Genomic DNA, 25,584 nt, shown 5'->3' with positions numbered 1-25,584 from the left:
CGGACGGCGCCTCACACCGCCGACCTCACGCCATACGAGCCACGGGCTGCCCCGCGGCGCTGCGGCCGGCTCTCCTCCTCGCCAGACGGCATCCGCAGGGACGCCAACAGGCGGGCCAGCACCAGCGACTGCTGCCGGTGCTCCGTCACCAACGGGTTCGCCACCTTGTCGCCCTTGGCGTTCTCCACTGTCAGCGGGGCCCGGCACGCCTGCAGCGACAGCCGGTCCAGGAGATCGGCGGTGCGGCACGCCTGCAGCAACAGCAGCTGCTCGTGCACGTCGAGATCGAACTCGCCGGCCACGGACTCCCACAGCCGGGTACCCGACTCCTCGAGACCATCGGGTGTCACGGATACAGGGCCCTGACCTGCGGCAATGCTCAGACTGGCCATCGTGGTTCTCCTCCCATAGCTGACAGGGTGTCAGCAGATCTAATAAACGTGCAGGTCAGCGGGCCGCATAGGACCGTTTCAGGTGTCAGCCGGGGTCAGCTGCTATACGCCCCGATCCCTGAGAACCCCTGGTCAGGGGCATGTCCCCTGGTCAGGGGCGTGATCGTCCAGTAGTCCGATCGGCCGGTCGATGGCGTCTCAGGGGTGCGGCGCCGACGTCCGTGATCGGTGTCATCGAGCTCGCTTCGATGCTGTTGTTGATGTTGTTCTGATCGTTGATCGAATCGATTGTTGATCTTCGATTCGTTCTCTGATCTTCGTTGCTTCAACGCTTTGATCTTCGTCTCGCGTTGTGCCCTTGCCCCTGCCCCCCGGTGGGGGGTGGGGGTAGGGGTGCGGTCCGGCCGGCTGGCGGCTACGGTGTCGGGCCGACCGGACCGCGGTCGACGCTGGTGAGTCATCACGGGAAGAGATCGAGCAGAGATCCGCTCGTCACCATCGGTCCATGTCAGCCGTGAAGATGCAGCTGCATGGTGCCGTTGACGTCGGGTCTAGGGGTCAGGCTGCGTCGTTGCCGTAGACGGTGAGGTCGCTGCCTGCCAGCTGCATGACCTGGTCGACGGAGAGCCTGCCGAGTTCCGAGGGTGTGTCGAGCGCGTAGCTCCAGTCGGTTCCGGTGTTGGGCCTGCGCAGTTCGGAGAGCTCCTTGTAGGTGCCGGCCTTGCTCGGCGAGGTCTGGCCGTAGGCGGAGACGATGGGCTGCCAGGCTTCGCCGAGGATCGGCGTCTGTGACAGGTCGGCGGCGTGGGCGGCGATGGCCTTGACCATGTCGGTGTCGCCCGCACGCTGGGCCCTCTGGAACGCGGCCTGTGCTTCGCGGGGGTCGTCGAGCTTGGCGGCCTTCTCGCGTGCGTCGCGGGCGCTGAGTGCGCTGTAGCCGGTGGAGTCCTCACCGCCGAACAGTCGGCGCTCAAGGAAGGCGCGCTGCCGTTCGTAGCTGGCGGTGTTCTCCTCCAGGAGGGCGGCCATCTTCTTCTCGGCGCCCTGCTGGATGCGGGCGACAGACACCTGCCGGGCCTGGGTGGTGAGGTCGCGCCGGTCGCGGACGCGGGCGAGGGCACGGTCACGCTCGGCACGGATGGATTCGGGGGTTGCCTTCGTCATGGTCAGTTCCCTTCGGGGAGTTCGAGGTGCGGGCACTGCCCGCCGTGCACGTCGGTGCACTGGGGGATGCGGACGGTCCGGCAGAGGTGCGCACCGCAACCGCGGACGCAGACTCTGCCGCGGCCAGACTTGAGCGGCCGGTCACAAACGGCGCACCGGTGCTTGGCGCGGCTCACGCGGCCTCACATCCCGGGTGTGCGGTCTGGCCGGGTTCGTAGGGCTCGAACGGCTCTTTGCAGCTGGCGCAGAGTGGGACCGAGCGGCTGAGGGAACGCCCGTAGCCGGTGGCGGCATTGGAGAGTGGGCGCATTCCAGCGTCCATAGCGTCCCTAGCGTCCACTCCCGGGTAAGTCCGCTGGTCAGCGGTGGTGCCAGAGATGGACGCTGGAGAATTGCTAGCGTCCATTGCAGCGTCCACAGCGTCCATGCCGGGCTGCTCCGGGCAGGGGGTGGACGCTACAGCGTCCATGCCAGCGTCCACCCCTTTCCCACTGGTCAGAGGCACTTTCTCGGCTCCGCTGGACGCTGTGGACGCTGCAGCGGACCTTCTCTCTGCTGATGCCGTCAGCTTGTACAGCCGCTGACGCTTCGGCGCCGGGCCGCGCTGCGAGTCGTCCACCTCGATCCCGATCGTGCGCAGGGCAGGAGCGAGCCGCTTGAGCTGCCCGCCGGCGCGCGTCGAGTCCTTGGGCCATTTCTTCGGCATCTTGTCGGGCGTGGTGACACTGTCGAGGATCTGCTGCGTCGTGAGCGTCAGCCCTTCCGCAGGGCTCGCGTCGACGAGGGCGACTACGGCTTGCGCGAACGGCTCGCCGTCGAGGACGTCGGCCACGGCATCGCGGGCGCTCGCCTTGTAGCTGTCGATGGTCTTCCAGCCCTGCACCAGGTCGACCGCCGCGAGGATGCGCGCGAAGTCCGCCATGCGGGGACGCTCGGTCAGGACCACGTCGGGCAGCACCTTGAGCACCTTGGCGAGCAGATCGAACAGCGAGGCCAGGATGGCGGCGTGCGCGTCGGTATACGCCTGGTCCATCTCGTTCTCTTCGCGCCGCTTGGCGTCGGGGATCGTGTGCAGTTCGATGGTCACCAGACGCTCGGCGAGGTCGCCGGCCAACGCTCCGGCGTCGATGGTGGTCATGGCCAGCACGCGCCTGAATTCCAGAACCACCACGTCGTCGTCGGTGTACAGGGCCCGGTCGACGATGCCGTCCCCGGTGACTGCCCGGCACAGAGCGTCTGACAGCCAGTCGGGAATGATCGAGACGTTGTCGAGGCACAGCGCCCACGAGTTGAACGCCTGCGTTGCCCATGCCTTGATGTCTCGAGGCGCGGTCCGCTTCGGTGCCCCGGACGGGTCGACGATGCCGATGACCATCTTGGCCGCGTAGGACTTGCCGGTGCCCTGCTCGCCTCGGAACGTGAGGATCGGGTGCGGCAGATCAGGGATGAAGCAGGCGACCAGCCAGGCGACAAGCAGGTGAAAACCCTCGTCGTCGGTGTTCAGCAGGTCTTGCAGCCGCGCGAGTCCGTCGCCATCACTGATCGGTTCGGGCAACGGTTTCATGGCACCTGATCGCCGGAACAGGACGGGTGCCATGGGCTCTCGCCGCCAGCCGTCCGGTCCGATGGACACGCAACGCCCCTCGGGGGTCGCGAGGTCGACGATGATGCGGTCGTAGTGCCGGGCGACGCGCAGTGACAGCTGGCGGGGTTCGACTTCTGCGGCCTGCCCTTCGAGCACGGTCATGGCGTCCGCGAGTGCGGACTGTGAGGGTACGGAGCCGCCGTGCGCGTCGGTGTAGATGCGTGCCAGGTGGGAGCGCAGGGCGGCCTTGCCGCGGAGGGCGTAGACGGTGTTCAGGCCGCCTTTCTTCACGGCGTAGGGGCGTCCGTCCTCTGACATGAAGAACTCGAACTTCTCGCGTGCAAGCGCGACCAGTTGGGAGGCTTGGGAGGGGCCGCGGCCCTTGCCGTCGTCGTCTTGCTTCTGGTTGTCGCTCACGCGGCATTCCTCCCTTCGGTGTAGGTCAGGTACTTGCCGGGCTGCCCGGGTACGGCGACGGGCGGCCATCCGGGGGTGGCCCGTAGCTGGTGCGGCGGCCGGTGCTTCCTGGCTTCGGCCAGCTCGGCGGCTGTGCGGCCGGTCCACAGCGGCGGCTTGGGGGCTGTCGCGTCGCGGAACCACTGCAGGAGGGCCTCCTCGTCGCCGTACTTCCGCCAGAGTTCGGCGGCGTTGAGGGCAGCGGCGAGGCGCCGCGGGTCGTCGGGGTGGAGTGCTCGCCAGGCCGGCGAGGCGTAGGGCGGGAAGTCCTTGGCGAAGAACAGGCTTCGGGCTTCGGCCCACAGCTGTGCGAAGTCGCCGGGGTCGATCTGGTCGGCCGGCGGCTCGGCGGGCGTCGGCTCGCCGCAGCGTGCGGCGGCGCAGTCGACGGGGTCGCGGTGGCCGCACTCGAGCGGCTCGCAGCGTGCGGCGGCTTCACGGCGGCGCGCCGTCTGCTCTACAGTCGAGGCAGACCCAAGCGCCTCGAGGTCTTCCGGAAACGCCCCGGCTACGACCCGGGGCGTTTCTGCGTTCAGGGTCATGCCGCCCCCTTGGCGACTCCGGACAGCACACGCACCAGGTCGGCGACGATGACGACGTTGCGGTTGCCGAACGGCAGAGTCTTGACGGGCGCATCGCCCCGCTTGACGCGCTCCTGCAGATGGCGAGCGCTGCAGCCGAGAGCGGTCGCAGCCTTGGGAAGGCTGACAGTCGCAGGCCACTTGCGAATCTCGGCGAGTGTGGGGCGGGAGTTACGCGGCATCGGCGGCCTCCTCGGTGAGGAGGTCGTCGACCGAGCTTCCGAGGGCCGCGACGCCTCCGGCCTGTTCGGCGTCCCACCGGTCGAGTGCATCCGGGTCGTACAGGACGCGCCGGCCGCGCTTGACGCCTGCGGGGATGTATCCGATGTGCCGCCAGTACCGGACGGTGCTCGCGGCGGTCCTGTACCGGCGGGCGACTTCTTCTGTGGTCAGGTACTTCTCGATCTTGCTGTCGAGAGATCCCATAAGTTTCCTTCGTCTCGTGAAGTCGAGATCTTCACCAGGTGATGGCTGGACGGTAGCACTGTTGAAGTCGTGAGGGGAAGTCGCTACCTTCACCTCATGAAGTTGGATGGCGTTGGGCAAGCATTCGGGGCGCTGGTACGCCAGGCCCGTGAAGACCGGCAGTGGACACAGGCGGACCTGGCGAAGCGCCTCGGGGCGCTGCTGGGCAAGGAGGTGAACCCTCTTGCGATCACGCGGACGGAGGCCGGCACGCGGCCAGTGCCGTTCGAGGAGGTAGCGGCCTTCGCTCAGGCACTCAATCTGGAGTTGGACCCTCTGCTGAATCCGCCGCGGGTCAGCGGGTCAGCTGACGATCTGAAGCGACGGGCTGCAGAGCTCAGTGACGAGCTCGACCAGGTGCACCAGCAGGAAGTGCAGTCGATGGCGGCTGAGGCTTCTGCCCGACGCCAGCTGACGCGGGTGCGGGCCCTGAAGCGTGAGCTTGAGCGCGAGCTGCAGGCAGTCGAGCGGGCCCTCAAGTCGGACGGATAGCGGAAGGGGAGGGAAGCAGCGGAGGGGAGGCCGACGCCCCGTTCTAGGGGCCTCCGCGGTGCTGGCCGATCCCCCTCTAGGGGCCTCTACTTCGCAGGTCAGGGCCCTCTACCGGGGGGATCTACCGCCGTAGTGGGCCCCCGCTACTTCCGGGGGTCCACCGGACCCTTCCGTGCGGGCCTAGTTGGGGGTCTCAGCAGAGGGAGGGGGCTCTACCGCCCGTGCGGCAAGGAGCAGTTCCTCGGGCACGGCCGCCTCGAGGTCGGCCCGCCGGTACCCGGCAAGGTTCTTGCCCTTGATGTTGATCTGCTTGGTGGTGCGCTTGACCCCGGCGGCGTCCAGCTCGGCGGCGAGCTTGTCGAGGTCCCAGTCCCCGTACCGGTCCTCGTCGGCGTTGACCAGGCGGGCGAGCAGGTCGACGGAGTGCATCCGGTCCGAGTGCCGCATCGCGTCGAGCGAGTCGGACAGCACGGGTTCGATGGTGAGGCCGGCCAGTCCGGCAGCTGCCGCGACGTCCCCGGACGCGTCCCCCGTGATCTGTCCCAGGGGCTCGCGCAGGGCCCGGCCCTTGAGGCACAGGGCGTTGAACTCGGCAGTGGTGAGCAGGTCGTTCTTCACCGTGGCGTGCGACGCCGGCCCGGTCACCAGCACGGTCACGCCCTTGTGGTCCTCGGACAGCAGCGAGGCGTCGGCGCCCATGGCTGCCTTGCCCGAGCCGAGCACCATGTCGCTGCTGGTCTTGTCCGTGACCTGGGTGCAGCAGCGGATGGTGATGATCTCCCGCAGCTTGGTCGGCACGCTCTTGGCGTCCGGGCGCTGGGAGGCGTAGTTGCTGATGAACCCGGCGGCCGGCCCGCGGCGGGCGAGGCGCCCGAGGTCGTCGACGATCTCCTCGCGCACCTTGTCGTCGACGGCGAGGAAGCATTCCTGCAGCTCGTCGACGGTGATGAAGATGAACGGCATCCGGTACTTCTCGATGATCGCCGGGGTGAGCTTGCCCTCGGGGCAGATGGACGTCGGCAGGCCCCGGAGCAGGGTGAACCGGCGCTCCATCTCGGCCAGCAGTTCCTTGAGCATCGCGATGAACGCTGCAATGGCGTCGTCCTCGGCGCCGAGGACGAGGCGGTGCGCGACGTGCCGCATCCCCATCCAGTCCTGCCCGCCCTTGAAGTCGGCGACATAGTGCCGTACCCACGGGTCGAGCAGGCCGGCCGCGGTCATCAGCCTTTGAGTGAACGTCTTGCCGCGCCTCGGCAGGCCGCCGAAAAACATCGACTGCCAGATCACGGGCACCGCGATGCGGTTGCCGCGTGCGTCCTGTCCGAACGGCACCGGCTCCCAGATGGAGAACCGCTCGGCCTTGGCCAGCGGCGACGGGGTCGGCTCCGCCAGGTAGGGGTCGTCGTCGGCCACCCACATGGACACCCGGCCGGCGTTGCCGCCCTTGGCCGCACGCACGCGGGACGCGATGACCTGGATCTCGTCCACGCCCAGCTCCTGCGCGATGACCTCGCGCTTGGCGAGCACGTCGGACGCGGTCTTGCCGCCTCCTCGAGGCATGTCGAAGATCACCGCCCAGCCGCGCCCGTCACGTACCGGACCCATGACGCAGGACACCCGCGGCCCCTCCTCGTCGCCTTTGCCGCTTTTCAAGAGGCCGGCGGCCCGCAGGGCGTCGTTGAGCTGCTGCGCGGACATGTCCACTTTGACGGGCGGCGTGCCGTGGTCGAGCAGGTGCGTCTCCTTCCCGCGCCCCAGGTACGCCAGCGGGGTGACGACGGCGCCGACCATGCCGGTCTGCAGCATGGGGTCGGCGAGCATGATGCCGATCGTGGCGGCGGCGACTCCCACGGCTGCGGCGCCGAAGCGCCAACGGCGGGTCTGGGTGCGGTTGGCGTGCGCGATCTGCAGGCGGACCGCGAGCTCGACGTCCTCGGGCTTGGCCCTGGCCTGCGCGCGGAGCGCCTTCACGGCCGCAGTGTGGTCCTGCGCGGACAGGGTCGGCCACAGTCCAACGGTCGCCCGGTAGAAGCCGCGGGCGGCGAGCAGCACGGTCTTGACCAGGTACTTGGGGGTGCGGATGCCGTGATAGCGGGCGTGCCACCAGCTGAGTCGGCAGAACGCGACGACGCTCGCCTTGATGGACGCAGTCGATCGAGCCCATGCGGGGAGCATCGGGGCGTCGGGCACGGTGAGCCAGTCGGCGAGCGGGTTGTCCGGGCGGTCGACCGCCTCGACGGCGGGGACCTCCTGAACCGTGGCCGGTGCGGCAGGCGCGTTGTCGAGGGCGTTCGGGCTGATGGCGTGCAGTTTCTCCAGGGCGTGCCCGTTGACCGGGCGGACCAGGCTTTCCGTCATGATGTGGGTCTCCTGCTGCTCGTTGGTGGTCAGGAGCCCGGGGCGGCCGGCTGTCTTGGCGGATGACGGCCGCCCCGGGGCGGGGCTACTTCTCGGTCAGGCGCTCTTCGCGCTTGCGGGCGCCGTCGAGGACGCGCTCGACCTTCTTCTCGAGGTCGCCCTGGTGGACGCGGCCGCCGTACTGGCGGTCGTCGGCGATGCCGCGCTTCGCCATCCGGGCGACGTACCAGGCGACCTTGGCCTTCTCGCCTGCGGTGAGCTTCGGCTCAGCCATTGGATCCGCCCTTGCGGCGACGCTTGAGCTCGGCGGCGATCTCGGCTTCGTTCTGCTGGGCGGCCCGGAGGTCGCGGGCGGCCTTGACGGGGTCCGCGCCCTGATCGCGTCGGGCGCTGGCGCGGAGGTTCTTCGCGCCCTTACGCAGTTCCTCGAGGTGGCTGTCGGAACGGGGGCGGGGATTCGGGGTGTAGCCGAACAGACCCATGGCGGGCTCCTTCGGTTGTCGGGCCGGGCTTTCCGGCTCCCTCCCGCCGCCCGCCATCGGGGCCGGGCGACGAGGGGCAGCCGTCAGCCGCGCTTGCGGCCCTTCTGCGTGTCCTGCCACATGCCGCGCAGCACCAGGACGCAGATGGTGAGCGCCACGGCGGAGATGGCCACGGCCACAGCCGAGACGGCCACGGTGATCAGGAAGATCGAGCCGCCCACCCCGATACCGATCCACTTCGCCGCGGACCCCGACTGAGGGACCGGGGCCGGCGGGTGCTGGCACGTCTGCTGCTGGGCGAGCTGCTGCGCCTGAATGACCGCGGCGATGAGCGCCAGCTGCTGCGAGTCGTCAGCCGCGTCGACCGCCTCACGGGCGGCCTTCTCGATGTCCGTCATGACGCCACCTCGGTGACCACCTGGCGGCGCAGCTCCGTCGCCTCACGGCGCGACAGTCCGAACTCCCCGCGCAGCTGGTCGATGGTCACGCCACGACCGCCCGAGGTGACCGCGTCCCGGTGCATGCGGGTGGCCTTACGTCGCAGGTCGGCCGGGCTGAGGGTGACCACCTCGGTGACCACCTGCCGGGGCGTCTCGGCGGCGACAGCGGTCACCTTCTCTGGGGTGATGGACTCCCACATGAACGGTGCCGAAGTCATCGCCGAGGCCGCCGGGATGACCACCGGGGCAAGCTCCGGGACGGCCGGAACCTCTTGGATGACATCCAAGAGGTTGGGCTCCTCGGTGGTCACCTGAGCGGTCACCTCGACGGCCGGAGCAAGCTGCATAGCATCCAACTTGCTCGGCTCGGCATGACCGTCCCCGAGGGAGTGCACCCGCCACAGCACCAGCGGGGCGATCGCGGCGACCGCGACGACCAGCCACACGTTCACGGGCAGGAGACCGGTCGTCACCAGGTGGGAGGCAGCGTTCACGCCGATCATCGCGGCGACCGCGGCCAGCACCTCCTTGTGCGCCCGCAGCGCCCGGACCGTGTACAGGTCGAGCGCAGCCGGCACCGCGGCCGCCACCCACTCGTTGAAGCCGACGGCACGGGCCAGCTCGTACTCGGCGGACGCCGTGGCCACCAGAGCAGCAGCCAGCGCTCCCCACTTCAGGTAGTCCTTCTTCATTCCTGGCCCTCCTCGTCGATGACGTCGAGCAGCTGGCTCAGGGCGACCTCGAGGCGGCCGAGCATCCGGCACAGGGCCCGGTCGTCCGACAGGTCCACGACGGCCGCCGCGGCGAGCGCCTCGCGGGCCTGGCCGATCCGGTAACGGTCGTGGTCGTTCAACTTGCGGGCCATCATTCGCCCACCTCTCCGAGGGCGGCACGCGCGGCCTTGTGCGCGCACAGGTTGACGCCGTGCCTGTCGCCCAGCCGATTGGCGGTGAGCAGGTCGGCAAGGATCACGTGAATCGGGGGAAGCGCCCGGAGGGACCGGGAGGCCGCGTTGACCGCGGCCTCCTCAGTCGGCCGGCGCACCAGAGCGGTGCTCACAGCCGCGCCTCCTCGATGGCCGCCGCCAGACGAACCCGCAGCTCCGGGATCGTCACCGCGGCGAACGTCGCCAGCCGAGACGCCAGCTGCTGCAGCTCGTCCTCGTCGCACTCGCCGCCGTCGCCGAACTCGACCGCAACGAACGGCACCCGGCAGGAGAGACTGAACGGCCACTGGCCCAGCTGGCCCGACGCCAACAGCTCGCCATCGTGGAGCACCTCGACCGGCCGGCCGTTGTGGCTGACGTCCGACAGGTACCCGCCCTCCTGATGCACGCCCGTGCACCACGACGGCTCAGGGATGCTGACGTTCCCGTGGTCCGACGTGGCCACGGTCACCGTGCGGGCACTCACTGGCCGGCCTGGTTGTGCAGGCGGACGATGCGGGCCTTGTGCCGGACCTGAGCGGCGAACGCGATCAGCTCGTCCGCCAGCTCCTCGGCCATGTCCGCCGTCAGATAGGCGTCCGTCGACGAGCCGCCGTTGACGGTGATGTGCGCGGCCCGCAGGCGCGGATCAGCAGCGGACGGGTCGGAGCTGATGTTGGCGTACAGCTCGGAATGCGCGAAGTCGTCGTCCGACAGGGTCGACACCTGCACGACGTCGCAGTCCGAGTAGTGCATGACGTCGTCCAGGTGGGCCATGCGGTCCATGTGGTCGACGACGCACCACTCAGGGCACTCGATGTGGATGATCTGCGTGCGGCCGGACGGACCGACCTTCGCGGGCACCAGGCGCATCAGCTTCCGCCCGGCCATGTACTGGGGGTCGAGGTTCAGCGGCAGGATGCTGTGCCGCTCGATGACGGTGCGGGCGAAGCCCAGCGCCTCCGCCGGGTCCCTGTCCGGGCCGACGCGGAAGACGTAGCCGCCGGCCTCGTCCCGCCCGAAGTCGATCGAGGTGTCGTCGCGGCCCTCGCCGCGAGGGCGGATCTCCAGCGTGATGCCGTGGGCACACAGCAGGTCCCGCAGCTTGGCCTCCGTGGGGGCTGACGTGTCCGCGGACTGGCTGGCGGTCGGCTGCGCCGGGATGCCCGGCAGCAGCGCGCCCGACGGACGGAGCATCGACGGGATCGGCTTCTCGGGGCTCGGGATGGCGGTCACAGCGTCACCGCCAGTTCGCTCGTCGGGATGCCGCGCTCGGCGAGGTACTGGGTGAAGGCGACGCGCGAGACGCGGTGCGTGCCGCGACCGGCACCGACCCGGTACGAGGCCAGGCGACCAGCCTTGATCTCCGCGTAGACGCTGTCGGCGCTAACCCGGAGGGCGGCGGCGATGTCCTTCACACGGAGGGGTTCAGTGCGCTTGATGGCGGGGCTTTCGCCCGCCGGTACGGTTGTCGACATGGTTCGGTCTCCTGTTAGGCAGGGATCGGTCCTAGGCCCCGTTCCGGTGTTGCTGCACCGGGCGGGGTCGTCGTCGTTCTCGACGGACCTCAGTAGACCACTACACTTAGTTCTACACAAGGTAATCTACTGAAAACTCGGAAAGTCCCGAGAGAGGGCAGGGCGAGATGGAGAAGGTCGGCTACGCCGAAATCGCCGCTGAGCTGCGCAAGCAGATGCAGAACGGCGTCTTGAATCCGGGGGACAAGGTCCCCTCACTGACCGAGATCCAGAAGCAGTACGGCGTCACGGTCACCACCGCGAACCGCGTCTTCAAGCAGCTGAAGGCCGAAGGGCTCACCTATGCGAAGCCCGGGGTCGGGACGGTCGTAGCCGCACGGCCCCGCATGGCCGCCACCGGCGCGGCGCGTCTCGACCGGCTCAAAGCCACGGGGAACCCGTTCACCGTGGAGGAGACGGCCACCGACCACATGGCGATGATCCGCGGGTGCGCCGACAACGACATCATCGAGCAGCTGCGCATCGAGCCCTACGAAGAGGTGGTCATCCGCCGGCGCACCTTCCGCCGCAACGACGTGCCCTACGCCCTCGGGATGTCCTTCATTCATCAGCGAGCGCTTCGCGATGTACCCGAGATCGCGCAGAGCGGCCCGCTGCAGCCGTTCTGGCAGAAGACATACACCGAGCGCACCGGCAAGGAGGTCACGCGGTCTCCCGAGCGAAGGACGGCACGCCTCGCGGCCGACTATGAGCTCGAAGCGCTCGAGGTGCCCGTGCCTGCCCACGCCGCAGTGCCCGTACTGGTTCTGCACACCACGTTTTACGACGAGGACGGCCCCATCGAGCTCTGGGAGGACGTCTACACCCCCGGCTTCTGGCAAGAAGCGACGGAGTAGGAGATGGCCGTGATCGAGGGGCCTGTCAGTGCCAGGGGCCCGGTACAGCCGCCCGCCTAGTGGAACAGGCAGAACGCAAAAGAGGCCCCCGCCCTGACTCCGACAGGGCGGGGGCCTCGGCCTTGCGTGCGTCTCACAGACGTCTCACGCGCGGGGTCGCGCGGGTCCCACTACGGTGCCGATGACCTGCGATTCTGTCCGCCCTATGCGCGACACAGACCGCACATGCGCGCCAGGTAAACTCTGCTCACGTGACTGCTGTGTCTGCGAAGCCTCGCATCCCCAATGTCCTGGCCGGCCGCTACGCCTCCGCGGAGCTGGCCGTCCTGTGGTCCCCCGAGCAGAAGGTCAAGCTGGAGCGTCAGCTCTGGCTCGCGGTGCTGCGCGCCCAGAAGGACCTCGGCATCGAGGTGCCCGAGGCCGCCCTCGCCGACTACGAGCGCGTGCTCGACCAGGTCGACCTGGCCTCGATCGCCGAGCGCGAGAAGGTCACCCGGCACGATGTGAAGGCGCGCATCGAGGAGTTCAACGCGCTCGCGGGCCATGAGCACGTCCACAAGGGCATGACCTCCCGCGACCTGACGGAGAACGTCGAGCAGCTGCAGATCCGGCTCTCGCTGGAGCTGATGCGCGACCGCACGGTCGCCGTGCTCGCCCGCCTCGGCAAGCTCGCCGGCGAGTACGCCGAGCTGGTCCTCGCCGGCCGCTCGCACAATGTGGCCGCGCAGGCCACGACGCTGGGCAAGCGCTTCGCGACCGCCGCCGACGAGCTCCTCGTGGCGTACGGCCGGCTCGAGGACCTGCTCGGCCGCTACCCGCTGCGCGGCATCAAGGGCCCGGTCGGCACCGCCCAGGACATGCTCGACCTGCTCGGCGGCGACGCCGGCAAGCTCGCCGACCTGGAGCAGCGCATCGCGGGGCACCTGGGCTTCGCCCACGCCTTCACCTCGGTCGGCCAGGTCTACCCCCGCTCCCTCGACTACGACGTCGTGTCCGCGCTGGTGCAGCTGGCCGGCGCCCCGTCCTCCGTCGCCAAGACGATCCGTCTGATGGCCGGGCACGAGCTGGTCACCGAGGGCTTCAAGCCGGGCCAGGTCGGCTCGTCGGCGATGCCGCACAAGATGAACACCCGCTCCTGCGAGCGCGTGAACGGCCTGATGGTCATCCTGCGCGGGTACGCCTCGATGACCGGCGAGCTCGCCGGCGACCAGTGGAACGAGGGCGACGTCTCCTGCTCGGTGGTCCGCCGGGTGGCGCTGCCCGACGCGTTCTTCGCGTTCGACGGTCTGCTGGAGACGTTCCTGACGGTGCTCGACGAGTTCGGCGCGTTCCCCGCCGTCGTCGCGCGCGAGCTGGACCGGTACCTCCCCTTCCTCGCCACCACCAAGGTCCTGATGGGCGCGGTGCGCGCGGGCGTCGGCCGCGAGGTCGCGCACGAGGCCATCAAGGAGCACGCGGTGGCCTCCGCGCTGGCCATGCGCGAGCAGGGCGCCGAGCGCAACGAGCTGCTCGACAAGCTCGCCGCCGACGAGCGGATCCCGCTCGACCGGGCGCAGCTGGACGCGCTGATGGCCGACAAGCTGTCCTTCACGGGCGCGGCGGGCGACCAGGTGGCCGCGGTGGTCTCCCGTGTCGAGGAGATCCTCAAGCAGCACCCGGAGGCCGCCGGCTACACCCCGGGGTCGATCCTCTGACTCCGGACGAGCTCGAGGCCGCACGCGACCGTCTCGTCCCCGACGTCGTCGGGGACGGGCTGTCCGTCCTGTTCTGCGGCATCAACCCCGGGCTGATGACGGCCGCGACGGGACATCACTTCGCCCGCCCCGGCAACCGGTTCTGGCCGGTGCTGCATCTGTCGGGCTTCACCCCGCGCCGGCTGCAGCCCTCGGAGCAGGACCGGCTGCCCGGCTACGGTCTCGGCATCACCAATGTGGTCGCACGGGCGACGGCGCGCGCCGACGAGCTGAGCGACGAGGAGTTCCGGGCGGGCGGGGAGATCCTGCACGCCAAGGTGGAACGGCTCCGTCCGCGCTGGCTGGCGGTCGCGGGAGTCACCGCGTACCGGGTGGCGTTCGGCGACAAGAAGGCGCGGATCGGGCCGCAGGAGCGGACGATCGGCGAGACCAGGATCTGGGCGCTGCCCAACCCCAGCGGGCTCAACGCCCACTGGACGGCGCAGACGATGGCCGAGGAGTTCGCCCGGCTGCGCGAGGCGGCGCAGGACGGCTGACGAGTCCTGTCCAGATCGCGGCGTCCGCTGCGGATCGCCGTACGGCACGGGTTCGACGTCCGCGGGTCGCCGCGCGCCTCAAACGCCGGCGGGGCTGGATTTTCAGCCCGTTGGGAGTCCCCCCGGACGGAGTCTGGGGGAGATTGAGGTGCCCGTAGGGCGTATGGCGCGCGGACGCCCCTCCAGCGTCGGCCCGATCGCGTTCGAGGCGTCGCGGGCCGCGGTCCCCATCGCCCTCAGCAAAGCCGCGGCCAGCACACCTGTCGAGTCGGCCGAGTCGCCCAGCCCGCGAGCGCGCGTCCGGCGCTGGACCCGACCCGCAGCCGGGGCCCGCCGGTCGCGGTCCCGACGCCCCGGCAGACCCAGACCCGCACGCACGGGCCACTGACAGCCCATCAGTCACCCCGGCGCCGACGAACCGCCGTCTCCCCTCCACGACCTGACGTACACGACGCCCCATCGCCCCCTGCCGCCACTCGCCGCACACGCGACCAGCGAGTACGATCCGGCAGACACGCGCTCAAGCTGGAAGGACACATGGTGGGGCGGCTGACCGGCGGAGACCCGTCGCTGCTGCGGCGGATCAACTCCGCGGTGGTACTCCATGCACTGCGGGGCGCTGACTCCCCCACGCTCACCGATCTGACCCGGATCACCGGTCTGTCCCGGCCGACCGTCGAGGGCGTGGTCGAGGGACTCATGGAGACCGGCCTGGTCGTCGAGAGCGTGCCCGAGGAGGGCGGCGCCCGACGTCAGGGCCGCCCGGCGCGGAGGTTCAGGTTCCGGGCCGAGGCCGGACATCTGCTGGGCATCGAGATCGGGTCGCACCGGGTGGCCGCGCTCCTGTCCGGCCTGGACGGACGGATCATCGGCGCCGGCTCGCGGGAGGTCTCGGAGACCGCGTCCGAGGACGAACGCCTGGAGCGGGTCCGGCTGGTCGTCGCGGACGTGCTGCGCCGCACCGGTGTGGCGCGCGGCAGCCTGCGGGCCGTCGGCGTCGGCTCGCCGGGGATCGTGGAGGCCGACGGGACCGTACGGCTGGGGACCGCGCTGCCCGGCTGGACCGGCCTCGCGCTCGGCGACCGGCTGCGCCGGTCGTTCAAATGCCCCGTGCTCGTGGAGAACGACGCCAACGCCGCCGCGGTCGCCGAGCACTGGAAGGGCGCGGCGACCGAGTCCGACGACATCGTCTTCGTGCTCGCCGGTCTCAGCCCCGGCGCGGGCTCGCTGATCGGCGGGCGGCTGCACCGCGGCTTCGGCGGCGCGGCCGGGGAGATCGGCGCCCTGCATCTGCTCGGGCGCGGCGTGACCCCGGAGAAGCTGCTGTCGACGACCGACGAGCCGCTGCACCCGCTCGACGAGCAGGCGGTGGCCGACGTCTTCGCCCTCGCCAAGCAGGGGGACTCACGGGCACAGGCCGCGGTCGAGCGGTTCATCCAGCGGCTGGTGCACGACGTAGCGGCCCTGGTGCTGGCCCTCGACCCCGAGCTGGTGGTGGTCGGCGGCTGGGCGGCGGGCCTGGACGGCGTCCTCGATCCGCTGCGCGACGAGCTCTCCCGCTACTGCCTGCGGCCGCCGCGGGTGGCTCTCTCGCTGCTCGGCGAGGCCGCCGTGGCGACCGGCGCGCTGCGGCTCGCCCTCGACCACGTCGAGGAGCAGCTGTTCGCCGTCGACGCGACGGTGACGGCCCGCCGCTGAGCCATGAGCTCGGGTGCGACGGGCCGTAAGGGCATACGGGCCTTCCCGTACGGGAAAAGCGGGAGGGACGTGTGGCCTCGGGAGATCCGGTGCGCTGTGAGGGCGCGCGGGCTCAGGAGGCGCGGCGCTCCTGGTCGTGGTGGCTGATCTCGAGGTCGCCGGAGTCGCCGAAGGTGAGGCGGCAGGTGTCGGCGCGGTAGGTGGCCAGGGAGACGGCGGCGGTCCTGCCCCCGGAGACGTACCGGGTGGTGACGACCAGGACGGGCGCGCCCGGCAGCCGGTCGAGCTCCTTGGCGTCGTCGGCGCGCGCGGAGCCGAGCTCGACCGCGCGGTCCTGGCCTTCGAGGTCGAGGCGGCCGAGCTCGCGCAGCACCGCGCGGGCGCGCGCGGGACCGGAGGGAGCGTCGATCGCGGAGAGGTCCGGCACGGAGGAGGCGGGGACGTAGAGCAGCTCCGCGGCCACCGGCTGACTATGGGGGACGCGGAGCCTGCGCACGATGTGCGTCTCCTCGCCGGCGTCCAGGTCGAGCATGCGGGCCACGGCGGCCGGCGGCACGGCGGTCGTGCCGTCGACGGTCTGCCAGGCGTCCTGGCCGGCGCCGGGCCAGGCGTGCTGGGTGGTGGAGACGTCGACGCCCATACGCGGCGGGGCGACGGTGGTGCCGACGCCGCGGCGGCGCTGCAGCCGGCCTTCGAGCTCGAGCTGCTCGAGCGCCTGGCGGAGCGTGGCGCGGGCGACTCCGAAACGCGCGGCGAGGTCCCGCTCGTTCGGCAGGATCTCGCCGACCGAGAAGTCCGAGTCGAGTGCTTCGCTGATCACGGTCTTGAGGTGCCAGTACTTAGGCTCCGGCACTGTTTCCAGCTGCGTGGTCCCCACCCTGATCCTCCGCAATCGCCGTGTCAGCGGCGGCTTTTCCGCGCCCTTGTTTATTAAAGGTTCCTGCACTAACTCTGCCGACCATAGGACGGCCCTCCCCCTTGGTCAAGACCAATCCTGCGTCGGTCACACAGCGAGGTCGACCCGCTTCGCAGTGCGTTCACAGGACGTTATCGCCCTGGTGAGAAGCGCGCAGCAGGGTGCCCCGCACCCTGGGGGCCAGGGGGCGCCGTGCGCCGCGCGAGCGCTATAGAGGCAGGATCAGGCGGAAGCCAGCGACGTGAGCTTGTCGGGGTTGCGGACGATGTAGACGCACTGGACGCTGCCGTCGCGAACCCCCAGCTGGAGGACGCTGTCCGGCTTTCCGGCGGAGAGCACGAGCAGCGCCGGGGCGCCGTTGACCTCGACGAAGCGGAACTCCGGCTCCGCGATCGGCTGCTGGGCCACCGCGACAAGGAACCGGCCGACCTTGTCCGCGCTCTCCAGGACCCGCAGGGGCGCCTTGGCCTTGCCGCCGCTGTCGCCGACCAGCCGGACGTCCGGCGCGAGCAGGGACAGCATCGCCTCCAGATCCCCGCCGGCGGCCGCGGCCAGGAAGCGCTCGGTGAGGTCGCGGCACGCGGCCGGATCGACGTCGAAGCGGGGTCTGCCCTCCTCCACGTGCCGGCGGGCGCGTCCGGCGAGCTGCCGGACGGCCGCCTCGGACCGGTCGAGCGTGCCGGCGATCTCTCCGTACGGAAACCCGAACGCCTCGCGCAGCACGAACACGGCGCGCTCCAGCGGCGACAGCGACTCCAGGACGACGAGGAGGGCCAGGGACACCGAATCGGCCAGAACCGCGCGCTCGGCCGTGTCGGGGACGGTATGACTGAAATCAGTGGCGAGCGGCTCGGGCAGCCATGGGCCGACGTAGGCCTCGCGCCGGGACTGGACGTGCCGGAGCCGGTCGACGGCGAGGCGGGTCGTGATCCGTACGAGATAGCCCCGCGGCTCGCGGACGTCGTCGCGCTCCGCGGCCGACCAGCGCAGCCACGCCTCCTGCACCACGTCCTCGGCGTCGGCCACCCGGCCGAGCATGCGGTAGGCCACGCCGGTCAGAACGGGCCGGTGCTCCTCGAAGACGTCGGTCGCTGTATCTGTCGCCACGCTCCCATCCCAACCCGAACCGGCGCGTCTGTCCAGGCGACTCCGGTGCGTCGAAGACCACAGTCGGGGCTGCTGAGGGGCGGGGTGGAGGAGACTGGGGCGGCCGGTCCCCGCCCGTCCTCTTGAACTGCAAGCTACCGAGCGGTAATTGTTACTGACAAGCCGTCTACAGCGTGCGCACATGGGCGACAACAGGGAGCATCAAGCATGACCGCGAAGATCTCGTTCTCCATCGACTCGCCTCGGGGCAGTCGCACCATGTCCATCGCCTACGAGCGCACCGGGGCCGGGGAGCCCCTGCTGTTGCTGCACGGCATCGGCCACCACTGGCAGGCGTGGGAGCCCGTGCTGGACATCCTCGCCGCCGAGCGCGACGTCATCGCCGTCGACCTGCCCGGCTTCGGGGAGTCCCCGGCCCTCCCCGACGGCGTGTCGTACGACCTCTCCACCGTGGGCGCGACGCTCGGCGCGCTCTGCGAGGCGCTGGGCGTCGAGCGTCCGCACGTCGCGGGCAACTCGCTCGGCGGCCTGCTCGCCCTGGAGCTGGGCCGCGAGAAGCTCGTACGGTCCGTCACCGCCCTCTCGCCCGCCGGTTTCTGGTCCGAGGCCGAGCGGCGCTACGCCTTTGTGACGCTGCGGGCCATGCGGGCGGGGGCGCAGTCGATGCCGCTGCCGATGATCGAGCGGCTGTCCCGCTCGACCGCCGGGCGGGCGGCGCTGACCAGCACCATCTACGCCCGGCCCGGACGGCGTTCACCCCAGGCGGCCGTCGCCGAGACCCTCGCGCTGCGCGGCGCGACCGGCTTCCACCAGACCCTCGCCGCGGGGCGCGACATCCTGTTCACGGACGACGTGCCCGGCATGCCGGTCACCATCGCCTGGGGTATGCAGGACCGTCTTCTCCTGCGCCGCCAGGGCGTCAGGGCCAAGCACGCCATCCCCGACGCCCGGCTCGTACGGCTGCCCGGCTGCGGCCACGTCCCCATGAACGACGACCCGGCGCTTGTCGCGCGCGTCATCCTGGACGGGAGCCGCTGAGCACGGCTCGCGCCTGCTGAGGACACCGGAGCCCAGGGCCACTCCCGCGCCCGCCAGCGCGCTGTCCGCGCCCTGGGCCACGCCCTACGAACCGGCGCAGACGAGCGACGCGGTCGACACGGTGGAGACAGGGACCTCCGATACGACCGCGCCCCGGTCGGCGCCCTCCAGGGCCTCGATCCGAACGCGTCGCCTATAGCGGCTCGGCGAGCAAGGCCCTGGCCCCCGGCCTGCGCCTCGGCCGGCTCCCCGTGGCGGAGCGGCTGAGCAAGGGGATCGTCCGCCGCAAGCGCACTATGGATCGCGGCAATCCATCGATCTGCCAGGCGCCGCTCGCCGGCTTCATCACCCGCGCGGAGTACGACCGCCGGCTGCGCCGCTCCTACCGCGAGCGCAGCGACGCCATAGTCGCCGCGCTCGACGGGCACTTCCCCGGCGCCGAGGTCGGGGGCATCGCGACCGGCCCGCACCTCATCGCGCGGCCGCCCGAGCCGTATGGGCCCGAGCCGCGCTTCCTCCAGCGCGCCGCCGATGCCGGCATGGCGGTGCGCCCGCCGGCCCACCACCACCGCACGCGGGCGGCGGAGGGAGACGCCTCGGATGTGCGCGGGCGCCGTTCCGGGGCCGGTGGACTTCGGGCAGGCGCTGCTGCGCGTACGCGCGTCTCCCGCCGTCCGAGATCGAGCGCGGAGTGCGGCTGACAGCCCAGGCAGTGCGGGCGGCCGGCTGAGGGAGCCGGTCCTGGTCGCCGGAGCAGCCCGCTCGGACGCCCGGCCCCGCACAGAGCGGGCATCGGCGGCCCGGCGGCCCTGTCGTACTCCCCAGCCGCCGCGCCCAGTTGTTCACTTGGGGTTCGCGTGCCCGCCGCAGCCGGGGACTAGGCATGGCACGGCACACCGGCCCGACCTGCCCCTGGAGGCGCAGCGATGTCCCCCATCTCGCGGAGTTCGTCCCCCGACCGCCGTTCCGTCCTGCGCGGCACTGTCGCCGCATCGGCCGCGCTGGCCCTGCCCGCCGCGGCCGCCGCGCCCGCGCTGGCGCGCTCCGGCCGCCCGAACGCGGCATGGGGCGTGCAGACCGGAGACGTCACCTCCTCCTCGGGCCTGGTGTGGGCGCGCTCCGACCGCCCCGCCCGGATGATCGTGGAGACCTCGGCGACGGAGTCCTTCCGGCGCGCGCACCGATGGCACGGTCCGCTGCTCGGACCCGGAACCGACTTCACCGGCACGGCCTCCCTGCGCGGTCTGCCCGCCGGCGAGCAGGTGCACTACCGGGTCACGCTGGCCGACCCCGACGACCCGCGCCGCACCGGCGAGCCGGTGTACGGGACCTTCCGCACCGCGCCCGCCCGGCGCCGCGAGGGGGTGCGCTTCGTGTGGTCGGGCGACATCGCCGGGCAGGGCTGGGGCATCAACCCGGACATCGGCGGCTTCCGCGCGTACGAGGAGATGCGGCGGCTGGACCCGGACTTCTTCCTGTGCAGCGGGGACACGGTCTACGCGGACGGCGTCATCGCGCCGAGCGTGACCCTGCCCGACGGCCGGATCTGGCGGAACGTCACCACCGAGGAGAAGTCCCGCGTCGCGCAGACGCTCGGCGACTTCCGCGGGAACTTCCGCTACAACCTGCTCGACGAGAACGTCAGGCGCTTCAACGCTCAGGTCCCCACGGTCGTGCAGTGGGACGACCACGAGGTGCGCAACAACTGGTACCCGGGCCAGATCCTCGACGACCCCCGCTACACGGAGAAGAACGTCGACGTGCTCGCCGCGCGCTCGCTGCGGGCCTTCGGCGAGTACTTCCCCGTCTCGACGCTCTCCCCGCGCGGCAGCGAGGGCCGCGTCCACCGGGTGGTGCGCTACGGCCCGCTGCTCGACGTGTTCGTCCTCGACATGCGGACGCATCGCAACGCCAACTCCCCCGGCCGGCAGAGCGACGACCCTCAGGGCATCCTCGGCGCCGAGCAGCTGGCCTGGCTCAAGCGTGAGCTCTCGCGCTCCCGAGCGGTGTGGAAGGTGCTCGCCGCCGACATGCCGATCGGGCTGGTCGTCCCCGACGGCGCCGCGAACTTCGAGGCCGTGGCGCAGGGCGATCCGGGCACCCCGCTCGGGCGCGAGCTGCAGATCGCCGAGCTGCTGCGGTTCGTCAAGCACCGCAGGATCACGGGCACGCTCTGGCTGACGGCGGACGTGCACTACACCTCGGCTCAGCACTACGCCCCGGAGCGGGCGGCCTTCAAGGACTTCGCGCCGTTCTGGGAGTTCGTCTCGGGTCCGCTGGCCGCGGGCGGCTTCCCGGCCAATGCGCTCGACGGCACCTTCGGCCCCGACCGGGTGTTCGTGCGGGCGCCGGAGCGGGCGAACGTCTCGCCGATGGAGTCGCCGCAGCACTTCGGCGAGGTCGACGTCGACGGCGACAGCGGCGAGTTGACCGTGCGCCTGCGCGCGGAGGGCGGAACGGTCCTGTTCAGCAAGGTTCTCCAGCCGGGCAGGGTGGGGCAGTAGGAGCGGCGGCCGGGCGGCTGCTTCTTCGAAGGCGGCGGCGGGAGAGAGATGCGCCGGCCGCCGCCCGTGAGGTCGTCGGATCCGCCGGCCGGGTCGATTGTCAGTGGCGGGTTCTACCGTCGTTCTCATGACGCGATCACTGCAGGCGACCGCCTACGCCCGCCCGTCCGCCCTGGAGTCCTCCCAGGACGGACGGCGGCTCGGCCTGGAGACCTCGGGCGGGCTCACGCCGCAGGGGGCCGAGGCCCATCCGCACTTCTTCTCCGGCTTCCTGACCTCGCCGCAGACGGCTGCCCGCGGGCTGCTGGCGGTCGCGGACGTCGCCGGCGCGCGTTACCACGACCGGATCGCGCGTGCGTCGCTGGACCCGGTGGTGACGGGGAACGGCGACCGGCTGCGGTTCGAGTCCTTCTCCGGCTGCTGCGGGGTGTACGCACGGCTCGATGTGCTCAGCGCGGGTCTGGACGGCGCTCAGACCGGCCACGGCACCACCAACGTCGACGTCAACAACCCGCTGCGGGAGGCACTCTCACGGATGGCGGGCGACGATCCGCTGCATCTTCGGGTCGGCTCCCAGGAGCTGGCGGTCACCACCCTCGGCGGCGCGGTGGTGGAGAAGAAGGTTCCGCTGCCGGACCGCTGGCTGCGGGGCTTCGCCGAGGCGCAGGTGGCCACCGTCGGCTTCGATCTGCGGGCCGAGCTGCCGGCGGCGGAGGCGGTGCGCTTCCTGCGCTCGCTGCCGCGGACCACGGGGAACGCGTCCCCGGGCGCCCTGTGGGTCGTGCCGGCGGGCAGGACGCTGCGGCCGACCACCCGGCCGACGGCCGGGGCCGTGTGCCTGCCGGGACCGGAGCGGCTGGCCGCGCTCCAGCGGGTGCTGCGGCATGCGACGGCGCTGCGGGTGTACGGCCCGGCGGCGGTCGACGGCTCCGCGCGCGGCGCGACGACCGCGAGCGCGTGGGAGGCGGTGCTCCCGGGTATGCGGCTCACCCTGACCCTCTCGCCGGGGGCCTCGCGCGGTTTCTCGGGCGAGGGCGGGGTGCTCCAGGCGCTGGCCGAGGACGAGGCGGCGGCGGACGCGGAGCTGGTGTCGGTCCTGCTGGCCTGGGAGCCGAGGATCGACGTGGCCGATCTCGCGGCGCAGTCCGGGCTGACGGCCGAGCGGGTGCGGGCCGCGCTGACCAGGCTCGGCACGGCGGGCCGGGTGGGCTACGACATAGCGGACGCCGCGTACTTCCACCGGGAGCTGCCGTACGACTCCGATCGCGCCGAGCGGCACAATCCGCGGCTGGTCGCCGCCCGTGCGCTCATCTCCTCGGGCGCCGTGCGGCTGAGCGCGGACCCGGCCGCGGGCCCGGCTTCCGTCCGGTCCGGCGAGCGCACGTACCAGGTGCGGGAGTCGGGCGACAGGCTCAGCTGCACCTGCCAGTGGTGGGCCGACTTCCAGGGCAGGCGCGGCCCGTGCAAGCACGCCCTCGCCGTACGGATGGCACGGCGCGGCGCCGCCGCCTCCGCGGTGGCGCAGACGACCACCGGAGGCGCCCGATGAGCGAGAGCGCGACGAAGGACCTGCTCGAAGCCGTCCGCGCAGGGCGCTCACGGGATGTCCCGGCGCTGCTGAAGCCGCTGACCGCAGCCGAACGCAAGACGTGTCTGGCCGAGTTGAAGACTCTGCGGGCCGAGGTGCGCGGCTGGAGCTGGCAGCGCTGGCAGGAGCGGGGCAAGGTCAACCGGGCTCTGCTCCCCGCGGGCGCTGCCTGCCAGACGGGCGCCGCGGCCACGGCCGCCTGGATCGGCGCCCGGGATCTGCGCACCGACCGGCCGCTGCACAGCATGCTGGTCGAGCTCCTCTCGGACCGGGACGCCGCGTGGATCGGCGACGTCGCGCACCGGCTGGCCGGGCGAGCCTCGACCGCGCAGGAGGACTACCCCCTGATCAGCGAGCTGGTACGGGTGGCGGACTGCCCGCTGCCGACGACGGCCGGGTATGTGCAGGGGTGGGCGGAGGCGGCCGTCTCCGCGCGGGGCAAGGGGCTCGCCCGCCTGGGCGAGGACCCTCAGGCGCGGACGCTGGCGCCGTGCCTGTTCGACCTCCCCGAGCTTCCCCGCGAGGTCCTCTGGTACGACGACCCCGACGCGCCGGACCACTGGCCGTCGGCGCTGTGCGCTCTGGTCGAGCAGGGGCAGGTGGAGCGTGCCGTTCTGGTGGACGCGTGCGTAGCCCGGGTGCTGCGCGGCGGACGCCCCGGCGAGCTGCGGTTCCTGCTCGTGGTGCTGCGCCGGCTCGCTCTCACGGCGGAGGAGGAGCGCGACCGCGTCGCCGACTGGATCGGCATGGCGGCGGACGGAGCGTCCACGGCGGCCGCGTACGCCCAGGGGGTGCTCGCCCGGCTCGCCGAGAGCGGCTGGCTCTCGACGCGGGCGCTGAGCGAGATGTCGGCCTCCGTTCTCTTCCGTGCCGAGAAGAAGCTGGTCCGCGCGCAACTGGTCCTGCTGGGAAAGGCGTTGAGGCGGGACGCCAGATGCGCGGCGGAGCTGCTGCCGGTGCTGGCCGAGGCGTTCGGCCATGTGGACGTGGGCGTCCAAGAGCGGGCGCTGAAGTTGGTGGGCAGGCATCTGTCCGCCGTCGACGAGGCGCTGCGCGAGGAACTGGCCGCCTCGGCGGAGCTGTTGAGCCCGGTGCACCGGGCCGCGGCCGTCGAGATCTTCGGCGCGCTGCCGGCCGAGGACGGCGGCGCGTACGAGGAGATGCTGCCGCCGCCCCCGCAGCGGCGGAGGCTCGCCCCGGCCCCCGACTCCGTCGCGGAGCTCGTCGAGGACGTGGTCGTGCTGGTCCGCTCGCACGACGAGGCGGGCGACGTCGAGCGCACGCTCGACGGCCTGGTGCGGCTGGCGTACCGGGAGCGGGAGGCGCTGGCCGAGGCGCTGCGCGCCGCGCTGGCGGGCAGCTGGTGGCTGAGCGACTCGGCGCCGTGGAGCGCGGACGACCGGTTCTCCGCGCATCCGCACGGAGTGGAGGCGGTCGTCGCGGCTCTGCTGGAGAGGGTGTCCGTCGAGACGCTGGACCGCTGCCGCAGCCGTCCGGCGTCGGCGGACGCCTGCGTCCACAGGGCGCTGTCCGTGATGACCGACTCCCGTCTGTGGGAGGCGGCCTACCTCGTCCGCGTGCGACCCGTGCCTTTTCTGCTCGCCACCCCCACCTGGCACACAGGGGCGCTCGACGCCGGTGAACTGGTCGAGCGGCTGCGGGAGTACGAGCGTCTGGGCGCCGTTCCTGGGCCGATGGACTTCGGGCAGGCGCTGCTGCGGGTGCGCAGGGGCGAGGACGTCGCCGCGGCTGAGGCCGCGGCGCGGCTGGGCACGACCGAGGGCGACCGTCTGGCGGCCTGGATCCTCGACGAGGATCCCGCCATGCCCGCGCTGCGGACCGACTCCTCACCCGACTCCGCACCCTTGCGGGCGGCCGCGACCGTGCGCCGCCGGCTGACGGAGATCAAGGAACGGCGCTCGCTCCAGCGGGCGTTCCCGCAGCCCTTCCACTGGCTCGGCCGCCCATGGGCCGTCCCGTCCGAGGTCTGCTACCACGCGACGGGCCGGTCCGCGCCGTGGCCGGCGGCACTGCCGCACCACGGCGAGTCGCTCGCGGCCTGGCTGCTGCCCGCGGCGACGGCCGGCGCGCAAGGACGACTGCGGGGCGGCGCCTGGTTCCTGCCCGTGCTCGCCGAGGCGGACGGACCGGCGGGGCCCGCGCTGCACCATGCGCTGGCGGCGGGTCTCGGCGCCCGGCACGCGGACGACCGGCTGGCGGCGGTGGACACGCTGCTGGTGCTGGCGGCCCGAGGACGGCTGGACGGCGAGGAGCTCGGCCGGCGCCTCGGCGAGCTGGTCGCCTGCGGCACGGTCAAGCCCAACCGGCTTGCGGAGTCGCTGCGGACGGCGGCGGCCACCGGTGCGTACGGCACGACCTGGTCTGTTCTCGCGCCCGCCCTGGCAGGGCTGTTGACCGCCGGCGCCCCGCCCCGCGGGCTGGGCGAGATACTGGGGGTGGCCGCGGACTGCGTCGAGCGCTGCGGGGCAGGCGCGGGGACAGCGGGCACGGCCGCGCCGGGCCGGGCGGGCAGAGCGACTCGGGACGCGGCGGACAGCGCGGCGCCGGGAGCGGCGCAGGACGACGGAGCCGGAAACGGGGCTCCGATCGGCTCGTTCGCGATACCCGGGCTCGCCGATCTCGCCGGTCGCCGGGGCACTTCGCAGCTGGTCACGCAGGCGGCTCGGCTGATGGCCGCAATGCGGCGAGCAGACGAACACTCCTGGCCAAAAACGGCTCAAAACAGCTCATAAACATTCAGATCCATACTTAACCTGGCAGTCACAGAG

At 71.6% G+C, this 25,584-nt stretch carries 27 protein-coding genes and 1 pseudogene; 10 read left to right on the top strand and 18 right to left on the bottom strand.

Annotation, left to right across the window (positions count from 1 at the left end):
• Positions 1 to 11: 11 nt before the first annotated feature.
• The 6 genes from AB0M39_RS25845 to AB0M39_RS25820 all read right to left on the bottom strand — a co-directional run bounded on the left by AB0M39_RS25845 (position 12) and on the right by AB0M39_RS25820 (position 4,604).
• Positions 12 to 350: a hypothetical protein gene (locus AB0M39_RS25845; RefSeq protein ID WP_365368269.1), complete on the bottom strand. Its 339-nt coding sequence runs from the start codon at positions 348 to 350 to the stop codon at positions 12 to 14.
• A gap of 600 nt (positions 351 to 950) precedes the next feature.
• On the bottom strand, positions 951 to 1,556 hold the full coding sequence (locus AB0M39_RS25840) for a hypothetical protein (RefSeq protein WP_365368268.1): 606 nt from the start codon (positions 1,554 to 1,556) through the stop codon (positions 951 to 953).
• A gap of 172 nt (positions 1,557 to 1,728) precedes the next feature.
• Positions 1,729 to 3,558 carry an ATP-binding protein gene (locus AB0M39_RS25835; RefSeq protein ID WP_365368267.1) on the bottom strand — a complete coding sequence of 610 codons (1,830 nt, stop codon included), beginning with the start codon at positions 3,556 to 3,558 and terminating at the stop codon, positions 1,729 to 1,731.
• Entirely contained in the window at positions 3,555 to 4,139 is a 585-nt protein-coding gene (locus AB0M39_RS25830; protein ID WP_365368266.1) for a hypothetical protein, read from the bottom strand. The genes AB0M39_RS25835 and AB0M39_RS25830 overlap by 4 nt, the downstream gene beginning before the upstream one ends.
• The gene (locus tag AB0M39_RS25825; protein WP_365368265.1) at positions 4,136 to 4,360 is read right to left on the bottom strand and encodes a DNA-binding protein; all 225 of its coding nucleotides are present in this window, start codon (positions 4,358 to 4,360) and stop codon (positions 4,136 to 4,138) included. The genes AB0M39_RS25830 and AB0M39_RS25825 overlap by 4 nt, the downstream gene beginning before the upstream one ends.
• On the bottom strand, positions 4,350 to 4,604 hold the full coding sequence (locus AB0M39_RS25820) for a helix-turn-helix domain-containing protein (RefSeq protein ID WP_365368264.1): 255 nt from the start codon (positions 4,602 to 4,604) through the stop codon (positions 4,350 to 4,352). The genes AB0M39_RS25825 and AB0M39_RS25820 overlap by 11 nt, the downstream gene beginning before the upstream one ends.
• Positions 4,605 to 4,700: 96 nt before the next feature.
• Between AB0M39_RS25820 and AB0M39_RS25815 the strand changes: the two genes are divergently transcribed.
• Positions 4,701 to 5,135, top strand: coding sequence for a helix-turn-helix transcriptional regulator (locus AB0M39_RS25815; RefSeq protein ID WP_365368263.1), 435 nt, complete (start codon positions 4,701 to 4,703; stop codon positions 5,133 to 5,135).
• A 180-nt stretch (positions 5,136 to 5,315) separates the two neighbouring features.
• Here AB0M39_RS25815 and AB0M39_RS25810 read toward each other — a convergent pair whose 3' ends face one another.
• The 10 genes from AB0M39_RS25810 to AB0M39_RS25765 all read right to left on the bottom strand — a co-directional run bounded on the left by AB0M39_RS25810 (position 5,316) and on the right by AB0M39_RS25765 (position 10,818).
• On the bottom strand, positions 5,316 to 7,493 hold the full coding sequence (locus AB0M39_RS25810) for a cell division protein FtsK (RefSeq protein ID WP_365368262.1): 2,178 nt from the start codon (positions 7,491 to 7,493) through the stop codon (positions 5,316 to 5,318).
• Positions 7,494 to 7,578: 85 nt separating this feature from the next.
• Complete coding sequence (locus AB0M39_RS25805; protein WP_365368261.1) at positions 7,579 to 7,767, bottom strand: DUF6257 family protein; 189 nt, start codon at positions 7,765 to 7,767, stop codon at positions 7,579 to 7,581.
• Entirely contained in the window at positions 7,760 to 7,975 is a 216-nt protein-coding gene (locus tag AB0M39_RS25800) for a hypothetical protein (RefSeq protein WP_365368260.1), read from the bottom strand. The genes AB0M39_RS25805 and AB0M39_RS25800 overlap by 8 nt, the downstream gene beginning before the upstream one ends.
• An 83-nt stretch (positions 7,976 to 8,058) precedes the next feature.
• On the bottom strand, positions 8,059 to 8,373 hold the full coding sequence (locus AB0M39_RS25795) for a hypothetical protein (protein WP_365368259.1): 315 nt from the start codon (positions 8,371 to 8,373) through the stop codon (positions 8,059 to 8,061).
• The gene (locus AB0M39_RS25790) at positions 8,370 to 9,107 is read right to left on the bottom strand and encodes a hypothetical protein (RefSeq protein WP_365368258.1); all 738 of its coding nucleotides are present in this window, start codon (positions 9,105 to 9,107) and stop codon (positions 8,370 to 8,372) included. Before AB0M39_RS25790 ends, AB0M39_RS25795 begins: the two co-directional genes overlap by 4 nt.
• Positions 9,104 to 9,280 carry a hypothetical protein gene (locus AB0M39_RS25785; RefSeq protein WP_365368257.1) on the bottom strand — a complete coding sequence of 59 codons (177 nt, stop codon included), beginning with the start codon at positions 9,278 to 9,280 and terminating at the stop codon, positions 9,104 to 9,106. Before AB0M39_RS25785 ends, AB0M39_RS25790 begins: the two co-directional genes overlap by 4 nt.
• A complete protein-coding gene (locus AB0M39_RS25780; protein WP_365368256.1) occupies positions 9,280 to 9,474 on the bottom strand; it encodes a hypothetical protein in 195 nt (64 codons plus the stop codon). The genes AB0M39_RS25785 and AB0M39_RS25780 overlap by 1 nt, the downstream gene beginning before the upstream one ends.
• Complete coding sequence (locus AB0M39_RS25775) at positions 9,471 to 9,806, bottom strand: hypothetical protein (RefSeq protein ID WP_365368255.1); 336 nt, start codon at positions 9,804 to 9,806, stop codon at positions 9,471 to 9,473. Before AB0M39_RS25775 ends, AB0M39_RS25780 begins: the two co-directional genes overlap by 4 nt.
• A gap of 17 nt (positions 9,807 to 9,823) precedes the next feature.
• Positions 9,824 to 10,576, bottom strand: a complete 753-nt coding sequence (locus tag AB0M39_RS25770; RefSeq protein WP_365368254.1) for a hypothetical protein — start codon at positions 10,574 to 10,576, stop codon at positions 9,824 to 9,826.
• Positions 10,573 to 10,818, bottom strand: coding sequence for a helix-turn-helix domain-containing protein (locus AB0M39_RS25765; protein ID WP_365368253.1), 246 nt, complete (start codon positions 10,816 to 10,818; stop codon positions 10,573 to 10,575). Before AB0M39_RS25765 ends, AB0M39_RS25770 begins: the two co-directional genes overlap by 4 nt.
• A gap of 167 nt (positions 10,819 to 10,985) precedes the next feature.
• On the opposite strand from AB0M39_RS25765, the gene AB0M39_RS25760 reads away from it, so the two are divergent.
• The 4 genes from AB0M39_RS25760 to AB0M39_RS25745 all read left to right on the top strand — a co-directional run bounded on the left by AB0M39_RS25760 (position 10,986) and on the right by AB0M39_RS25745 (position 15,642).
• Positions 10,986 to 11,714, top strand: a complete 729-nt coding sequence (locus AB0M39_RS25760) for a GntR family transcriptional regulator (RefSeq protein ID WP_365368252.1) — start codon at positions 10,986 to 10,988, stop codon at positions 11,712 to 11,714.
• Between the two features lie 251 nt (positions 11,715 to 11,965).
• The gene (gene purB / locus AB0M39_RS25755; protein WP_365368251.1) at positions 11,966 to 13,408 is read left to right on the top strand and encodes an adenylosuccinate lyase; all 1,443 of its coding nucleotides are present in this window, start codon (positions 11,966 to 11,968) and stop codon (positions 13,406 to 13,408) included.
• Positions 13,405 to 13,944: a G/U mismatch-specific DNA glycosylase gene (gene mug, locus AB0M39_RS25750; RefSeq protein ID WP_365368289.1), complete on the top strand. Its 540-nt coding sequence runs from the start codon at positions 13,405 to 13,407 to the stop codon at positions 13,942 to 13,944. Before purB ends, mug begins: the two co-directional genes overlap by 4 nt.
• A gap of 540 nt (positions 13,945 to 14,484) precedes the next feature.
• A complete protein-coding gene (locus AB0M39_RS25745; RefSeq protein WP_365368288.1) occupies positions 14,485 to 15,642 on the top strand; it encodes an ROK family transcriptional regulator in 1,158 nt (385 codons plus the stop codon).
• A gap of 112 nt (positions 15,643 to 15,754) precedes the next feature.
• Here AB0M39_RS25745 and AB0M39_RS25740 read toward each other — a convergent pair whose 3' ends face one another.
• Both AB0M39_RS25740 and AB0M39_RS25735 read right to left on the bottom strand, forming a co-directional pair.
• Positions 15,755 to 16,519: a GntR family transcriptional regulator gene (locus AB0M39_RS25740; protein ID WP_365368250.1), complete on the bottom strand. Its 765-nt coding sequence runs from the start codon at positions 16,517 to 16,519 to the stop codon at positions 15,755 to 15,757.
• Between the two features lie 261 nt (positions 16,520 to 16,780).
• Positions 16,781 to 17,665, bottom strand: a complete 885-nt coding sequence (locus tag AB0M39_RS25735; RefSeq protein WP_365368249.1) for an RNA polymerase sigma-70 factor — start codon at positions 17,663 to 17,665, stop codon at positions 16,781 to 16,783.
• Between the two features lie 207 nt (positions 17,666 to 17,872).
• Between AB0M39_RS25735 and AB0M39_RS25730 the strand changes: the two genes are divergently transcribed.
• From AB0M39_RS25730 to AB0M39_RS25710, 5 genes and pseudogenes are all read left to right on the top strand, one after another.
• Positions 17,873 to 18,703: an alpha/beta fold hydrolase gene (locus tag AB0M39_RS25730; RefSeq protein ID WP_365368248.1), complete on the top strand. Its 831-nt coding sequence runs from the start codon at positions 17,873 to 17,875 to the stop codon at positions 18,701 to 18,703.
• 126 nt (positions 18,704 to 18,829) lie between these two features.
• Positions 18,830 to 19,257, top strand: a pseudogene (locus AB0M39_RS25725) (PLP-dependent aminotransferase family protein); the annotation flags it as partial.
• A 372-nt stretch (positions 19,258 to 19,629) separates the two neighbouring features.
• On the top strand, positions 19,630 to 21,207 hold the full coding sequence (locus AB0M39_RS25720) for an alkaline phosphatase D family protein (RefSeq protein ID WP_365368247.1): 1,578 nt from the start codon (positions 19,630 to 19,632) through the stop codon (positions 21,205 to 21,207).
• A gap of 127 nt (positions 21,208 to 21,334) precedes the next feature.
• Complete coding sequence (locus AB0M39_RS25715; RefSeq protein WP_365368246.1) at positions 21,335 to 22,756, top strand: SWIM zinc finger family protein; 1,422 nt, start codon at positions 21,335 to 21,337, stop codon at positions 22,754 to 22,756.
• A complete protein-coding gene (locus tag AB0M39_RS25710; protein WP_365368245.1) occupies positions 22,753 to 25,548 on the top strand; it encodes a DUF6493 family protein in 2,796 nt (931 codons plus the stop codon). The genes AB0M39_RS25715 and AB0M39_RS25710 overlap by 4 nt, the downstream gene beginning before the upstream one ends.
• The last annotated feature ends 36 nt before the right edge of the window (positions 25,549 to 25,584 follow it).

The sequence above is a fragment of the Streptomyces sp. NPDC051907 genome, from assembly GCF_040681075.1.
GTDB lineage: Bacteria > Actinomycetota > Actinomycetes > Streptomycetales > Streptomycetaceae > Streptomyces.
This window is presented reverse-complemented; position numbering and strand designations above follow the sequence as displayed.

Coding starts and splice junctions, on each gene's coding strand:
- AB0M39_RS25840 (WP_365368268.1), bottom strand. CDS start 1,556: ATGACGAAGGCAACCCCCGAATCCATCCGTGCCGAGCGTGACCGTGCC.
- AB0M39_RS25830 (WP_365368266.1), bottom strand. CDS start 4,139: ATGACCCTGAACGCAGAAACGCCCCGGGTCGTAGCCGGGGCGTTTCCG.
- AB0M39_RS25825 (WP_365368265.1), bottom strand. CDS start 4,360: ATGCCGCGTAACTCCCGCCCCACACTCGCCGAGATTCGCAAGTGGCCT.
- AB0M39_RS25820 (WP_365368264.1), bottom strand. CDS start 4,604: ATGGGATCTCTCGACAGCAAGATCGAGAAGTACCTGACCACAGAAGAA.
- AB0M39_RS25815 (WP_365368263.1), top strand. CDS start 4,701: ATGAAGTTGGATGGCGTTGGGCAAGCATTCGGGGCGCTGGTACGCCAG.
- AB0M39_RS25810 (WP_365368262.1), bottom strand. CDS start 7,493: ATGACGGAAAGCCTGGTCCGCCCGGTCAACGGGCACGCCCTGGAGAAA.
- AB0M39_RS25805 (WP_365368261.1), bottom strand. CDS start 7,767: ATGGCTGAGCCGAAGCTCACCGCAGGCGAGAAGGCCAAGGTCGCCTGG.
- AB0M39_RS25800 (WP_365368260.1), bottom strand. CDS start 7,975: ATGGGTCTGTTCGGCTACACCCCGAATCCCCGCCCCCGTTCCGACAGC.
- AB0M39_RS25795 (WP_365368259.1), bottom strand. CDS start 8,373: ATGACGGACATCGAGAAGGCCGCCCGTGAGGCGGTCGACGCGGCTGAC.
- AB0M39_RS25790 (WP_365368258.1), bottom strand. CDS start 9,107: ATGAAGAAGGACTACCTGAAGTGGGGAGCGCTGGCTGCTGCTCTGGTG.
- AB0M39_RS25785 (WP_365368257.1), bottom strand. CDS start 9,280: ATGGCCCGCAAGTTGAACGACCACGACCGTTACCGGATCGGCCAGGCC.
- AB0M39_RS25765 (WP_365368253.1), bottom strand. CDS start 10,818: ATGTCGACAACCGTACCGGCGGGCGAAAGCCCCGCCATCAAGCGCACT.
- AB0M39_RS25760 (WP_365368252.1), top strand. CDS start 10,986: ATGGAGAAGGTCGGCTACGCCGAAATCGCCGCTGAGCTGCGCAAGCAG.
- AB0M39_RS25730 (WP_365368248.1), top strand. CDS start 17,873: ATGACCGCGAAGATCTCGTTCTCCATCGACTCGCCTCGGGGCAGTCGC.
- AB0M39_RS25720 (WP_365368247.1), top strand. CDS start 19,630: ATGTCCCCCATCTCGCGGAGTTCGTCCCCCGACCGCCGTTCCGTCCTG.
- AB0M39_RS25715 (WP_365368246.1), top strand. CDS start 21,335: ATGACGCGATCACTGCAGGCGACCGCCTACGCCCGCCCGTCCGCCCTG.
- AB0M39_RS25710 (WP_365368245.1), top strand. CDS start 22,753: ATGAGCGAGAGCGCGACGAAGGACCTGCTCGAAGCCGTCCGCGCAGGG.